The sequence below is a fragment of the Mycobacterium sp. Dal123C01 genome, from assembly GCF_052566995.1.
Map to the genome: position 1 here is coordinate 1,268,305 of NZ_CP199580.1, position 14,769 is coordinate 1,283,073.

The 14,769-nt window shown below is 66.2% G+C and carries 12 protein-coding genes; 5 read left to right on the forward strand and 7 right to left on the reverse strand.

All coding sequences use genetic code 11. The features are described 5' to 3' along the window. The first annotated feature begins 12 nt into the window (after positions 1-12). The 3 genes from ACTXG5_RS06045 (at position 13) to ACTXG5_RS06055 (ending at position 2,638) form a co-directional block, all read left to right on the forward strand. Positions 13-1,176, forward strand: coding sequence for an LpqN/LpqT family lipoprotein (locus ACTXG5_RS06045; protein WP_445162823.1), 1,164 nt, complete (start codon positions 13-15; stop codon positions 1,174-1,176). 68 nt (positions 1,177-1,244) lie between these two features. Beyond that, positions 1,245-1,586, forward strand: coding sequence for a hypothetical protein (locus tag ACTXG5_RS06050; protein WP_445162824.1), 342 nt, complete (start codon positions 1,245-1,247; stop codon positions 1,584-1,586). A gap of 38 nt (positions 1,587-1,624) precedes the next feature. Next, positions 1,625-2,638, forward strand: a complete 1,014-nt coding sequence (locus tag ACTXG5_RS06055; RefSeq protein ID WP_445162825.1) for a bile acid:sodium symporter family protein — start codon at positions 1,625-1,627, stop codon at positions 2,636-2,638. Here the strand turns inward: ACTXG5_RS06055 and ACTXG5_RS06060 are convergent. After that, positions 2,635-3,243: a YqgE/AlgH family protein gene (locus ACTXG5_RS06060; RefSeq protein WP_445162826.1), complete on the reverse strand. Its 609-nt coding sequence runs from the start codon at positions 3,241-3,243 to the stop codon at positions 2,635-2,637. The genes ACTXG5_RS06055 and ACTXG5_RS06060 overlap by 4 nt on opposite strands. Positions 3,244-3,384: 141 nt before the next feature. Between ACTXG5_RS06060 and ACTXG5_RS06065 the strand changes: the two genes are divergently transcribed. Then, positions 3,385-4,671, forward strand: coding sequence for an MFS transporter (locus tag ACTXG5_RS06065; protein WP_445162827.1), 1,287 nt, complete (start codon positions 3,385-3,387; stop codon positions 4,669-4,671). 10 nt (positions 4,672-4,681) lie between these two features. Continuing rightward, on the forward strand, positions 4,682-5,455 hold the full coding sequence (locus ACTXG5_RS06070) for a TIGR03084 family metal-binding protein (protein WP_445162828.1): 774 nt from the start codon (positions 4,682-4,684) through the stop codon (positions 5,453-5,455). Positions 5,456-5,531: 76 nt separating this feature from the next. On the opposite strand, the gene ACTXG5_RS06075 is transcribed toward ACTXG5_RS06070, so the two are convergent. From ACTXG5_RS06075 to ACTXG5_RS06100, 6 genes are all read right to left on the reverse strand, one after another. Next, a complete protein-coding gene (locus ACTXG5_RS06075) occupies positions 5,532-6,737 on the reverse strand; it encodes a PPE domain-containing protein (protein ID WP_445162829.1) in 1,206 nt (401 codons plus the stop codon). 18 nt (positions 6,738-6,755) lie between these two features. Beyond that, entirely contained in the window at positions 6,756-7,061 is a 306-nt protein-coding gene (locus tag ACTXG5_RS06080; protein WP_445162830.1) for a PE domain-containing protein, read from the reverse strand. 178 nt (positions 7,062-7,239) lie between these two features. After that, on the reverse strand, positions 7,240-11,319 hold the full coding sequence (gene eccCa, locus ACTXG5_RS06085; RefSeq protein WP_445162831.1) for a type VII secretion protein EccCa: 4,080 nt from the start codon (positions 11,317-11,319) through the stop codon (positions 7,240-7,242). Between the two features lie 6 nt (positions 11,320-11,325). Further along, positions 11,326-12,834: a type VII secretion protein EccB gene (eccB, locus tag ACTXG5_RS06090; protein WP_445162832.1), complete on the reverse strand. Its 1,509-nt coding sequence runs from the start codon at positions 12,832-12,834 to the stop codon at positions 11,326-11,328. 51 nt (positions 12,835-12,885) lie between these two features. Further along, complete coding sequence (locus ACTXG5_RS06095; RefSeq protein WP_445164283.1) at positions 12,886-13,215, reverse strand: DUF2710 family protein; 330 nt, start codon at positions 13,213-13,215, stop codon at positions 12,886-12,888. Positions 13,216-13,283: 68 nt separating this feature from the next. Beyond that, positions 13,284-14,762, reverse strand: a complete 1,479-nt coding sequence (locus tag ACTXG5_RS06100; protein WP_445162833.1) for a DUF5631 domain-containing protein — start codon at positions 14,760-14,762, stop codon at positions 13,284-13,286. Positions 14,763-14,769: the final 7 nt, after the last annotated feature.

Sequence of the window (14,769 nt, forward strand, 5' to 3'; positions counted from 1 at the left end):
GGACCGACAGAGATGACTCAGATCGCCGCCACCCGGCGCGTAATCGCAGGCGGTTTCGCCGCCAGTGTGATCGGGTTCGCGCTATTTTCGGCTGCTACGGCTTCGGCCGATCCGCTGGTTCCCGTGCCGCCAGGTCCTATCGTCCCGGTGCCGGCAACGCAGTACATCCCGGCGGGTCCGAGTACGCCCAACAGCAACCGGTTCGTCCCCACCCCGCCGGCCGCCAATCCGTTCGCGCCGCCGAGCCTCGCCTCCGCACCCGCGGCGCCGAACGCTGCCGCGGTGCCTAACGCCGCCGCCGTCCCTAACGTCGCTGCGGCGCCCAACGCTGCTGTGGCGCCTGGCGTCGCTGCGGCTGCGCCGATGCCGCAGACGGTCACTCCCGCGGCCTCGGGAACGCTGCGCGACTATTTCCAATCGAAGGGCGTCAAGCTAGAGGCGCAGAAGCCGCAGGAATTCAAGGCGCTCGACATCACGCTGCCGGTGCCTGCGCGCTGGACCCAGGTGCCCGACCCCAATGTGCCCGACGCGTTCGCGGTGATCGCCGACCGGCAAGGCAGTAGCGTCTACACATCAAACGCGCAGGTCGTGGTCTACAAGCTGGTCGGCAACTTTGATCCCAGAGACGCCATCTCGCATGGCTACGTCGACAGCCAAAAGCTGCTGGCCTGGCAGTCCACCAACGCATCGATGGCCGATTTCGACGGTTTCCCGTCCTCGGTCATCGAGGGCACGTACCGCGAAGGCGACATGACGCTGAACACCTCGCGGCGTCATGTCATCGCGACGTCGGGCCACGACAAATACTTGGTGTCGTTCTCGGTGACCACCGACCGGGCGGTGGCCGTCGCGGACGCGCCCGCCACCGACGGCATCATCAGCGGGTTCCGGGTGGCCGCACCCGGGGCCCCCGCCGCGCCCGCCCAGGCTCCCACCGCCGCGCCCGTCGCGGTTCCGCCCCAGGCACCGGCTGCCGCACCCGTCGCGGTTCCGCCGCAGGCCCCCGCTGCCGCACCCGTCGCGGTTCCCCCGCAGGCCCCCGCTGCCGCACCCGCCGGGGTTCCCGCGCAGACGGCAGTACCCAACCAGCTGCCCTCCCCGCAGCCCAGGCCCAACCTGTTGGCCCTCGTGCCAGGACTGCCGCCCCTGCCGAACTTCAGTAACCTGGGGCGCTAATTCGGCACCGACACAAGCGCTGTGGAACCCGGCGCGCGGATCGATGACCGGGCTCGTATTGTGAGGCCATGTTGATCGCGGGCGTGGTGTGCGTGTGTGCGGCAATGGCTTCGGCCGGGTTCGGGACTTGGTCGCTATCGCACAACCACACCGTCGATGCCACTCAACTGGCGCTGCGCGCCATGGCCCCGACACAGCTCGCGGCCGCGGTGATGCTGACCGCCGGCGGTGTGGTGGCACTCGCCGCATCCCCGCACACGGCTTTGGTGGTGCTGATCGTCTGCGTGGCCGGCTCGCTTGGCACGCTGGCCGCCGGCTCATGGCAGAGCGCACGCTTCGCCCTGCGCCGGGAAGCAACAGCACCCGCCTGCGTCGGCCAGTGCAGCGCCTGCACCCAGACCTGCCACTGACGGATTCACGCCGGCGCGACGTCGTGCGGTAAACCACCATGCTGATGCGCCTGTCGACGATCCTCGATCCATTCCTGCTGGCATTAGCCGGAACCGTGGCGCTTGCCGCCGTCCTCCCCGCCCACGGAGCGGCCGCCGACGCCGCGTCGATCGCCGCGAAGTCCGCAATCGCGCTGCTGTTCTTCCTGTACGGCGCCCGCCTGTCGCCGCAGCAGGCCTGGCACGGCGTCCGGCAATGGCGATTGCACCTGCTCGTGCTGGCCACCACGTTCGTGCTTTTCCCGCTGCTCGGGCTGGCCGCCCGGGCGTTGGTGCCCGCAGTACTGACGAGCGACCTCTACCACGGCGTGCTGTTTCTGTGCCTCGTCCCGTCGACTGTGCAGTCGTCCATCGCTTTCACTTCGATTGCGCGGGGCCATGTTTCGGCCGCCATCGTCAGCGCGTCGTTGTCGAACATCCTCGGCATCGTGCTGACGCCACTGCTGGTGGTGCTGCTGATGGACACCAGCGGCGCCATCCGGGTGGACGGTAGTTCGATCCGCGACATCGTGGTACAGCTTTTGCTGCCGTTCGGCGCCGGCCAGCTGGCGCGGCCATGGATCGCGGGGTTGATCACCCGTTACGCGGCGCTGCTCAAGGTCGTCGACCGGGGGTCCATCCTGCTGGTTGTGTACACGGCGTTCTCGATGGGCGTGGTGCAGGGCATCTGGGTCAGTGTCGACGTCTGGCGATTGATCTTGGTTTCCCTCGTTGCGGCGGTGCTGTTGGCCGTGGTGCTGGCCGTCACCACCGTGATCGGCCGAGCGGCGCGGCTGGACCGCGGCGATGCGATTGTGCTGCTGTTCTGCGGTTCGAAAAAGAGCCTGGCGTCCGGGCTGCCGATGGCGCTGGTGTTATTCCCCGCCGCCACCGTGGGCCTGACCATGTTGCCCCTGATGATCTTCCACCAGATCCAACTCGTGGTGTGCGCGGTGATTGCCAGCAGGCTCGCGCGGGAGGCCGACGAGACGTCGTCGCAGTCAGCGACGGCGGAGGTGGGGGAGGAGACCTAGTTTCGGCTGACGTCGATCGGGTGGGTGGCAAGCAGCGATAGCGGCATCGGCTGCCGGCGCAGGACCTGCCCCCACAGGTCCTCCTTGCCCCCGACGAGAACGTCAGATGGCAACGCCGACAACACAATCCAGTCGTCGCGTTCGATCTCACCTTCGAGCTGACCGATGGTCCAGCCCGAGTACCCGGCGTAGATCCGGACACCCTCGATCAGCGGTGCGATCAAGTCGGGCTCGGCGTCCAGATCGACCATCACGATTCGACCGGCCACGTGCCGTAAGCCGGGCACGCCTTGGGGATCGGCGCCGACCCGCAACGCCGCCAGACACAGGGCCGCGTCGCGCTTCACCGGCCCACCGATGAACATCGTCTTGGGCTTGACGGCGAGTTTGGCCCACTGCGGCAACACGTTGTAGACCGCGGTCTCGCTGGACCGGTTGAGCACCACGCCAAGCGTGCCGCCATCATTGTGCTCGACGATGTAGATGACGCTGCGGCGAAATGTCGGTTCGAGAAGGTCGGTGTTGGCAAGCAGCAAAGTACCCGCACGCACCCGCTGGGCAGCGGGTGCGATGTAATCTTCGGGATCTTCTGGCGGCGGCATCAATCCATCATCGCACTCCCGTAGCATCGCTCGGCGCAAACAAACGCCAGCTGTAAATATTTGTACTGTTACTACGACAACGTCGAGTATGACGGCCCGTGTCCAGCCAAAATCGTGGAAGTCGGTTCTGTGTTCCAAACCCGAATGCGATCGCGCGCATCTGTCGAACTCTGGCAGACGGTGCGCAGCCTGCCAGATTTCTGGCGGCTGATTCAGCTGCGCATGGCGAGTCAGTTCGGCGATGGGCTCTTTCAGGCGACGGTGGCCGGGGCGCTGCTGTTCAATCCGGACCGCGCGGCCGACCCGCTGTCGATCGCGCGCGCATTCGCGGTGCTGTTCTTGCCCTATTCGCTGCTGGGACCCTTCGCCGGAGCGCTGATGGACCGCTGGGACCGACGCTGGGTACTGGTCGGCGCCAACCTGAGCCGCCTGGTGCTGATCGTCGCGATCGGCACGATTCTGGCGGTGCGGGCCGGCGAGCTGCCGCTGCTGTTAGGGGCGCTGCTCGCCAATGGCTTTTCGCGATTCGTGGCCTCCGGCCTCTCGGCATCGCTGCCGCACGTGGTGCCGCGCGAAAAGGTGGTGACGATGAACTCGGTGGCCACTGCCGGGGGCGCCATCGCGGCCTTCTTCGGCGCCAACTTCATGCTGATACCCCGCTGGTTCGTCGGCGGTTCCGACCGCGGCGCGTCCGTCATCATCTTCATGACCTTGATTCCGGTGTCGGTCGCGTTGCTGCTGTCGCTACGGTTCGGCCCTCGGGTGCTCGGGCCGGACGATACCAAGCGCGCGATCCACGGATCGGCCGTCTACGCAGTGTTTACCGGGTGGCTGCACGGCGCGCGGACGGTGGTGTCCACGCCGACGGTCGCTGCCGCCCTGTCGGGCTTGGCGTCGCACCGGATGGTGGTGGGCATCAACTCGCTGCTGATCCTGATGCTGGCGCATCACACGAAGAACCCGGCGGTCGGTGGCTTGGGGATCGCGCTGCTGTTCTTCGCCGCGTCGGGGCTTGGCTCCTTCCTGGCGACCCTGCTGACCCCACCGACGGTGCGCCGCTGGGGGCGCTACGCGGCCGTCAACGGTGCGCTGGTCGCGGCCGCGCTGATTCAGCTGGCCGGGGCGGGGCTGATGCTGCCGGTGATGGTGGCGTGCAGTTTCTTCCTCGGTGTGACCGGCCAGATGATCAAGCTGTGCGCCGACTCGGCGATGCAGATGGACGTCGACGACGCCCTGCGCGGCCATGTGTTCGCGGTGCAGGATGCGCTGTTCTGGGTCTCGTTCATCGTTGCGATCACGGTGGCCGCGGTGTTGATCCCCGCCGACGGGTATGCGCCCACGTTCGTGCTGTTCGGATCGGGGTTGTATCTGCTCGGACTTGTCGTGCACAGTGTCGTCGGCCGGCGCGGTCAGCCGGTAACTAGCCGCTAAGGAGGTCATGATGGCGGATTCCGGGCCGATGGTGGCCGACCTGCGGGCCGAAAGCGACGATCTCGACGCGCTGGTGGCGCCGCTTGCCGCCGAACGCTGGGCCGCCCCGACGCCTTCGCCGGGGTGGACCGTCGCCCATCAGATCGGGCACCTGTTGTGGACCGATCGGGTCGCCCTGATCTCGGTCACCGACGAGGCGGGGTTCGCCGAGGTGCTGGCCGGCGCGATGCAGGACCCTGTCGGCTTCGTCGACGCGGGTGCTGAAGAACTCGCGGCGACGGCGCCGCCTGAGCTGCTGAGCGATTGGCGGGCCACCCGGCAGCGGCTGCACGACGCGCTGCTCACCGCGGCTGAGGGTCGAAAACTGCCGTGGTTCGGGCCACCGATGAGCGCGGCGTCAATGGCTACCGCACGGTTGATGGAGACCTGGGCGCACGGGCTTGATGTCGCCGACGCGCTCGGCGTCAAACGGCCGCCCACCGAGCGGCTGCGCTCGATCGCCCACCTGGGGGTTCGCACCCGCGACTACGCGTTCGCGGTCAACGAGTTGGCTGCGCCGTCCGAGCCGTTTCTGGTCGAGCTGCGCGCACCCGCCGGCGACACCTGGTCCTGGGGTCCGGCGGATGCCGCGCAGCGGGTAAGCGGCGCTGCCGAGGACTTCTGCTTCTTGGTCACCCAGCGACGTCCACTGAACGCCCTCGATATCACCGCGCACGGGCCCGACGCGCAGCGCTGGCTGGAGATCGCGCAGGCCTTCGCCGGCCCGCCCGGACCCGGGCGATGAGCGCGTAAGCGCGAGGAGAGCCGGGGCCATCCACTCAAGCCCCGGGCGATAAGCGCTAGGGGAGCGTCGCGACCTATTACGTTTCGTCGGTCCGATCGCCGCCGACGACGACACGGGCACGGGTCACGTCCTTGTCGGCCTGGCCCTCCTTGCCGTGCCCCAGCATGCCGGCCGGCGACATCGGCATCGCCGAGCCGCCCATCCCGGTTCCCGTCGGAGAGGTGGGACCGCGCACTTCGGCGGCATTGAGCACGCCAGCGCGAAGGCTGGTCGGTCTGCCGCCGGCCTCCGGCTCAAAGCTGCTGGTCGGACGGGTGTAGCTGGTCAGCCCGGCGCCCGGGAAGCCACCACCCGCACCCACGCCGCCGCCTCCAGCCCCTCCGCCAAGCGGACCGGTCGCCCCGGCCAGAAAAGGCTCGGCGGCGGCGCCGGCCGCTCCCGCATTGCCTCCGCCCGCCGACGAAAACGCGCTCGTCATCGACTGGAGCAGCCCCTGCGGCATGCTGGCCATCCCTTGGAACGCATCCATCGGGGCCTTGACGGCCTGCTGCAGCGGTTCCATCACGCCGGAGATCATTTGCATCGGCGTCTGCATCAGTGAACTGAGCTGGCTGCCGCCCTCGGCGGGCGCGGACGCTGCCTGCCCCGCACCCTGCGTCGCCTGACTCGATACCTGCGTCGCGCCGTTCATGCCGGCCTGGGCCGCCGCCTGACCCACGGCCGAGGCCGCCGCCGCCGGGCCGGCAGGAGAAGCGCCCATCGGCGCGATCGGCGGGGGAACGGCAAGCGCCGCAACGAGTGCGGCCAGCGCGCCCGAGTAGGTCCAACCGATGCTCGAGTTGTGCGGCCAGTGCTCGCCGAAGTACTCGCCATCCCGCTCGATCATGCCGCCAGTGTTTTGACCGAAAAAGTTGGTGTCGGACAATCCTTGCCATTCAAACCGGTTGGTCACCGACACCACCGACGGGATGACCGACGACCGCGCGATCATGAACGCCTCCACGGCGGCCGTGGTGACGCCAATCTTCTCCGCGGTCCAGCCCACCAGCGTTTGCAGTCCGGCATTGAGCCCGGTCGAGGTAACCATCGAAGCGAGTGCACCCACGCCCTGCCACTGCGCCGCCGTGGCCAGAGCGTTGACGCTGGAAAGACCGGCCGCCAGTTCCTTGTTCGTGGTCTCGGTAATCCAGACCGCATTGTTGGCGAGCACCGAAGCCGGATTGCCAGCCTCGAAGATCGCAGCGATTCCCTCGGGGGGACCGTTGAATCTGGGATCAGGCATTGTTCTTTACAACGTTGTTTACAACGCGTTCGCGGCGGCGTTGGCCGCGTCGACGGCGACGTTAGTGACAGACGCCAGGCCTTGCGCGCCTGAGAACGCGGACCGCTGCCCGGCGTGCTCGGACGCGGTCGCCAAGTAGGCCGCACCGGCCGCGTTAAGCGCGGCGGCGAATTCCACCGAGTCGGCGTCCGGCGCCATTGGCAGTACGCCGGTCAGCGCTGCCGCGCCGGCGGCGGTCGTTGCCGACATTTCCTCGCTGATCGCACCTTCTGTGGCCGACGACAAGTCGACGGCGCCCGGCACCATTCCAAAGATCCCAGTCATTTTGCCCTCCGTATTTTCAATGCCCGGATGCATCCGTAGGGGGATACCCCCTTTGGCTGGCTCCCCACCAGGCAAGTTGTGCCCGCCGATAACACGCGGAATGGACCGATTCTATGGTGGCCGCTGGCAGGTGTCGATTCACCTTTTCTGACGCCCCATCCGCAAGCCGAAGATCGGCCTATTCCGGCGTTCCTACCAGCACGCCTTCGATCGCTCCGTCGGTGGTGACGAGCAGCCCGCGCCCCTGCGGGAGTTGCTGAGCGCCGACCCTGCCGAACACCTTTACCATCGCCGGGTCGTTGTCCATGAATAGCGTGGGCGCCCGCGAACTGGTCATCTTCTGCAGGAATGGATTGGTTATGGAGATACCCGCCCAGTTTCCGGGCAAGCGCGAGGCAATCACGTGCAGGCCAATCTCGCGACTGCGTTCGATCAAGCCCCACAACGGCGCGCTGGCAGCAGCCTTGCCGATCGCGCCGTGTTGACGGAGTTCCTGCTCGTCGTCAATCAGAACGAAATGGTGTGGACCTTCCCACGTGCTTCGGGTCAGCAATTCCTCTTGGCTCAGACCCGAGGGGGGAAGACGGTCGCGCATCATCGCCGCCAATTCCTCGATCACGGCATCGATATCGTCGGCGGTATAGGCGTATGCCCGCACATGCGGTCCGCGAATTTTGCCAATCAGCGATGTCTTGGGATCGATGATGGTGATCTGCGCCTGCTCGGGAGTGAACCGGCTCATCACCGCCTGTCCGAAGGCAGCCAGGGTCGTGGTCTTGCCGCACCCCTGGCGGCCCAGCACCAACATGTTGGGCACCACGCGGGTCGGCAAATACGTTGGCTGCAAAGCGCTTTCACCGATAGCGAAGGGAACGTTGAACGGGTCCGACGCGACATCGGTCTCCGTGAACGCGGCGACGATCTGGGCCAGCTCGATCCGTTCGGGCAGTCGCGCCAACTTCTCCAGCCGGCCGACACCGGTCACCTCGGCAATGACGGCGCCGAGTTGCCGCGTCGTCACCCGTTCACCGGCGGCCGTCGTGATCTCCGGCACGCCGATCAGCAACTCGTGGCCTTCCCGGGTAACCCCGAATCCGGGCCGGTCCAGTGTGTTGCGGGCGGCTTTTCGGCGCTCGAGGCCTTCGCCCATCTGGGTTTCGTCGGGATTGCTCAGCCGCAGTTGGATACGGGCGTTCGACACGTTGACCAGCGCCTGCTTCTGCCCGACCAGCCACGCCGTGGCAGTGGTCGCAACGTGGACCCCGTAGGACAGGCCCTGGCGGGCGATCGTGACCAGGCGGTCTCCCATCGCCGAGTCCTTGTCGTACAGGTCGCTGAAGTTGTCGACGACGAGGAAGACATCGCCGAACTTGTCGGCGGGATCGGTGCCGCCTTCCCGCTCGGTCCCGAACCGTCGTTCCCGGAATTCGGATATGTCGATTTGGTACTGCTTGAAAGCCGCCTCCCGCGCCAGGATCAGGCCCTCGATCGACGCGACGGTTCGCGACACGCCCTCGTTGTCCGTTTGGCTGACAACGGACGCCACGTGCGGCAGATCTTCGACCGGATACAGCGAGGCGCCGATGCAGAAAAACGTGACCCGTTCGGGCCGGTACATTAACGCCGCCGACGTGATCAGCGACATCAACGTCGTCGACTTTCCGCGTTGGGCGGTCGCCACCACCATGATGTTGTCCATCTCGGCGTCGACGGTGTACACCCGCTGGGCGTGGTCTTCCGGGATGTCGACCACCGCGACCGGGAACACCAGGCCCGGGTTCTGCCCGTAGTCGACATACCACGGCTTGCGCCGCCAGCTGGCCACCAGCATGTCCATCGGCTCACTGACTTCCAAAGGCGGAAGCCAAATTTGGTGGGGTGGGCGCGCGCTGTGCGCCATCAGCGACTCGCGGATGACGTCGACCAACTTCTTCTTGCGGAACCCGTCGGAGTGGTACAGGAACTCGTCGGGCTCCTCGGGTTCGTCGGCGACGGCGAGCGCTTCGCTGTCCGCCTCGGTGAGCGGCTGGTACGCCCAGGTCAACGAGCGCGGCTGGGAAAAGCTCATGGCCACCGTTTTGTTCACGTTGACCACCCGCTTGGGCACCACGAACGGAGCCGATACATAAAAGCACCGGAACTGCTCCAGGTCGCGTGGCCCTACTTTGAGTAGCGCGTACCCGTTCTCCTTCGACGGAAGATGCAGTGCTGCGTCGCTACCGATCACATCGCGGGAGTCCTCCGCGGTCTCGGCGCGCAGTGCGACCCGAAAAGCGATGTTGCTCTTGACCTTACTGAGTGACGACAGATCCAACCGCTGACCGCCGAGGGTGAAGAAGACGTTGCAGCCACGGCCCTCTTGCCCGATATGGATGACCAGATCGATCCATTCCGGATGATGAATGAACAACTCGAGATATTCGTCGATGATCACCAGCAGAATCGGTACCGGTTCCAGATCCCTTCCGGCGAGCCGCATCTCTTCGTATTCGTTCGCATCACGCGCCCCGGCTTGGTTGAAAAGCCGGTAACGGCGGGCGATCTCGCCGTTGACCGCCTTGCGCATCCGCTCGGCGAGGTGCCGGTCGTCCTTGCCCAGGTTGGACAGCGAACCTGCGACGTGAGGAAATCCCTGTAGGTCTTGGGCCGCCGATTCGAATTTCATGTCGACGAATATCACGATGAACGTCTCGGGGGAGTGCGTCAACGCGATCCCAGTGCACAGCGACAGGAAGTATTCCGACTTGCCGGAACCGGATGTCCCGATCACCACCGAGTGGAACCCGAAACCGCCAAAGTCCTTGGCGCGCAGAATAACGTTCTGCAGCTCGCCGCCCTGCTTGACGCCCACGGGCATCATCGCCCATTTGTGGTCGCCACGACCGCGGCTCTCGCCCCAGAGCCGGTCGACGTCCAGCTCTCGGGGGTCGCTGATCCCCAGCGCGCGTAGCAATTCGCCGCCCTGGCTGTCGGTCTCCGAGAGTTCCCCGGCGCTCATCGGGGCCCAGCGGGCGAGCGCTCTCGCGTACCGGTTGGCGGTGCTCTCGGCGAGCATGTCGGCGACGGCATAGAACGTGCCGCGGTGCGTCAGTCTGCCCTCGCGTAGACCGAAACGCTCACTTACGTCGGCGAATCCGACACCCAACCCGGCCCGGGTGGCCAGCCGCAATACGGTGATGCCGGCCATGCCCTTCTGCCCGGTGACGCCCTCCCATTGCTCGGGGGTGCCGACGTTGTCGTCGACGATCACCCAGTGCGGTCCCAGTGCCAGGCCGGTACTGGACTCCATCGGCGATGGCATTGAGGTCGGGCTCATCCCGGCCGGTGGCGTCCAAGGTCCACGACCCTTGCGGTGCAGCTCGGCGTCGAGCGCCTCTTCCAGCTCGGTAGGGGAGGTGAACACCAACCGGCGCAGACCGCAGGCGTCGAACATCTCGTCGTGCTGGTTGTGCGGCAACCACACCAGCCACGACCACAACTCGGGATGCCGGGTAACCACCATGACTTTGAGATCGCTGGGACTGTGGTAGACGGCCAGCGAGCACAGCATCGAACGGGCAAGGCTATGCAGCTCGCTCGGATCGTCGCCGATGAAACTGAAGCCGGGTTTCGCGCGCAGGCTCAGGACCTTCCCGATCCCGCGGATCTTGCTCTGCTCGAGGATGAAATCGCGTAGCGCGCCACCAGTTACCGGCTCGAGCTCTTCGCCGATCGGAACGTCGGGCCACTGCAGCGACACCGCCGATTCGCTGGCTTGCTGGATGCCGATCCCCAGGCGGACTTCGAGAAAATCCGGGTCGGCGGCACGCCGCTCCCACATCCGCGGCCCACCGATGACGGTGTCCAGCTGCTGCGGGTCGCCATGCACGAACAGCTGGCTGCGTCGCTGATACTGGGCGGCACGTTGCACCTCGTCGCGGTCCTCGTCGAGTTGGCGCAAATAGGTACGGCGCTGTTTCTCTTGCTCGCCCCAGCTGATCCGGCGCCCGCGCCCGAGGCGCCCACTGAACATCAGGGTGCCGAACCCGACCAGACCGATCATCGGGAAGAAGCCCGACTGCAGGGATCGAATCCCCGACGCATACATCACGACCAGGGTGCCGATGATTCCGACGAGCAGCGCGGGAACCGCGATCATCAGCAGGATGTTGCGGGGCTCACGCTCGGGCAATGCCAGCGGTGCGGCGACTGCGATTCGCACCGGCGGAACATTCGGCGGTGGCTTGCGGCTGCCACGAACGAAACCTCTTTTGGACATCGTTGATTAACCCCCGCCTGCCAATTCGTTGAGATCGGGAATCGGCGCCACCGCACCGCCGCCGGAAATAGCGTCACGCGCCACCAAGGCCGCATCCCGGCCAATCGCCGGCCCGACTGCGAAGGTACGGACGATCGGCCAGGGCGCTTGCACGGCCAGCCGCGGATCCAGGCCCAGGGCCTGCAAAGTCGGGTGATCGGACTGAATCCCGTATCGAACACCCTGCGGTGAAATCCAATACAAGCTTTCCCGGCTGTCGGCCGTCGCGACGCCGCTGGTTGTCGTCACGAAGTTCGCCGCACCCGGAAGCATCAAGGTCTGTTGCGCCTCAGCGGAATTGGGGTCGCGGTCGTCGCGGACCAGATGAACCACACGGGGATCCATGCCGATCGGAATAGGCAATCCGCGGCCGGTGAAGATCGTGATCCGGGCCTGTGGGTCACCGGATTGCTTCGCCCAGCCCACGCATGTCACCGGATTTGCCGATGTGTCAACAAATTCCAATTTCTCCGACGGATAGTAGTCGACATCGAGCACATCGACCACCGGGATTTGAATCAGCTTGTCGGGCGCAACCAGAGTGGGTGTCGTCGAGCCCTCCGAATCCGCGGTCCGCAACAAGTCCGCGACGAAGCTGGTGATTTTCTGCACGCCGTCTGGTAGTAGGACATAGAAGCCGTTGACCGTGCCGCTTGCGTCGCGGGTTTGCAGCACCCTGCCCACAATGGACCCCGGCAGCCACCGCGACGGCGACCCGCGACCCGGAATCGAGGGCAGCGCAATAGGTTCCGTTGACGGCATCGCATCAAAGAGCGCGTTGGAGATTTCGATCGGGTACGTCACACCGGGATCGAGACCGAGGTTGAACGTCACCGATCGGTCCGCCGGGTCGATGCGGGACCGTTGACCCCGCCACACCACATACGTTGCGCCCTTGTGGGTTGCCAGGATGGCCTGCTTCGGGCCCATCGGCTCCGACCGACCGACGGGGGAGAGCTGACCGGCGATGGAGGTCACCAGTGGAGCGGTTCCGCTTCCACGGGTGGCTCCCCCGGTTTGCGAGGTGTCGCAGACCGACCACGCCGATTCAGCGCTCGCTGTGACCGGCAAGCTATCCGGTGCACCGGGAATGCCGATGATCGGGCCGGTCGGGTACTTTGCGATCTCGCTGGCTCTGACCCACGTTGGGGCGCCGGCACTGCCGACCGCCAACCGCGCCGAGGTCAGGTTGAGCGCGGGGTAGAGCCGTCCGTTGATCTTTGCGTAGACCGCGCCGGTGTCACGGTCGCCGATGATCGACGATTGGCCGACCAGCCCTGAGGGCTTCATGACGTGGAGCAGCGCCATCCAGCCGACGCCGATGACGACGAGCACGATCGACAGCGCCACGGCCGCTTGCTGTTTGCGGTCGTCGTGCTTCATCCGGACCGAGAACCTGGTGATCGCAGCGCGCAGCCGCCGGTTGTAGAAAAGGTGCCCCGAATTCTGGTCCCGGTTGGACAGATTGAGTGGCACGGTCATTCTCCTTTCGGCGGTCGAGGCAGAGGTCCTGCATCGACACCGACATCAGTGCAGTTCGCCGCCGTACCTTGCCCGGTTCTCGGCTTCTGCCTCGTCCCGAAGAGCTGCGATAGCGAGGTTCAACCTGTCAGCCAGTTCTGCGTGGGCGTAGCCGGTCATCACGCCCGGATGCAATGTCAACTCGACCAGCTTGCCGTCGGAATTTGCCACGGCGCGAATATCCCCCAAGTCCACGCTGTACGTCACCGTCTCGGCCTGCGCGACAAGAGCTTCCCACTTGTCGGCCGCCTCGCTCAGTTCACGTAGAACCGACTCGACGAGATCTCGGTCTTTCAGGTCGCTCTGTTCGTTGCGACCGCCCGATCCCGACACCATGTCAGTATCATCGACCCCTCCAACCAGCGTCAATTCACGATTTTGGGGGTTGAGCGGCATGCGCTGGATTACTGCGACGGCTCCGTGCTCCACTGGCTGCCCAGCGGCTCGTCGAGCTTCTGGAACCAAGCCAAGTGATAGTTCGCCGATGTCGCGTCGCCAGCCACGCTGCTTTCGGTAGCGGCCAACAACAGGCAATTGAGCAGGAGAGCGGGTTCGGCATCCGGATACTGGTTCAGGAGCTGGTAGCGCGCGGTGTCGAGATGCACGCGCAGCAGGTCGGCTTCCTCCTCCACGACACCGGTACCCGCAGTGGCGGCCCTGGCCAGCGTGTGCACCAGCCGCGGTAGTCCGTCGCGCCAGTGCGTGACTCGACCCAGCTCCCATCCCAGATCTTCCACCGCCGGCAGCTCGCGGGCCTGCACCGAGGGTTCCGTCTCGGCGAAGTCTGCCGGCCGGCCGGCCGGATCGCCCGGGGTATAGGTCGCGGTCTGCGTCGCCTCGCCGAGCAGCGCGGAGGCTTTGCCGATGTGCCGCCCGGGCGCCAACAATCGCACGCCCACCGGAAGCGTGATGCCCGAAGGTATCCAGCCGTACGCGAGGTCGGTGACCAAGAGCGTCGTGCCGTCCGCGAAACTGCCGACTGCCCAGTTCAGGCGTGGTTCCTGACGGACCACGAACGCCAGGAGCCGGTGCAGTCGTTCGGTATCGGATTCGGCGGCGACTGGGGCGGCCGCAGCCCCCTCGACCTCGGGTTCCGGCGGGGTCGCGGCGACCACCGCGATGTCCTCCGCGGGGGCAACCCAATGCCGGCCCTCCGCAGCTTCGGCATCGTCATCCCCGACCGGCGCCGCCGGTGCTTCGGGCGCCGCCGGTTCCCGTTCCGGTTCCGGCGAGCTGGTGACCACCGCAAGATCTACCTCGGCGGGAGCGCGGTGCCGGCCCTCCGCAGCTTCGGCATCGGCATCGGCATCGGCATCGGCGGAAACGTCAGGCGCCGGCTCCTCGGAGGCAAACGCGGGCTCGTCGGCGACGGGCCCCACCGCCCGGACGACCGGTATGACCTGCGTCTGATCGATCGTCGGCGCACCGATTTCGGGCTCTGCCGCCCGGACCACAGGAATGATTTGGGTTTCTTCGAGCGCCGACCGATCGACATCGGGCTCTGCCGCCGGGACCGCGGGGATGACTTGCGTCTTGTCGATATCGGTCCTGAATCGCGCCGCGACCTGCGCGCTATGACGTCGCGCGCGCATCTGGGCCTTCATCATGTCCAGTTGACGAATCGTCGACTCAACTCGCCGGGCGGCGCGAGCGCGAGCCTCGTCGATGACTCGGGTCTCTGCCGCGTGCCGCGCCGCATCAGCCAGCCCCGATCGTTTGACGATGCTCAGCTCGTTGTTGGCGCTACTGGTGATTCGCTGCAGATCGGTCCTGAGATACTCTGCGAGCGTGGCGGTTTCGTCGGTCAACGTCGACAGTTCGGCAGGCCAGAGCCCACCGATCACCCATGGGGTGCAATCGGTAGGAGAGCTGAAAGCCGGCATCGACAAT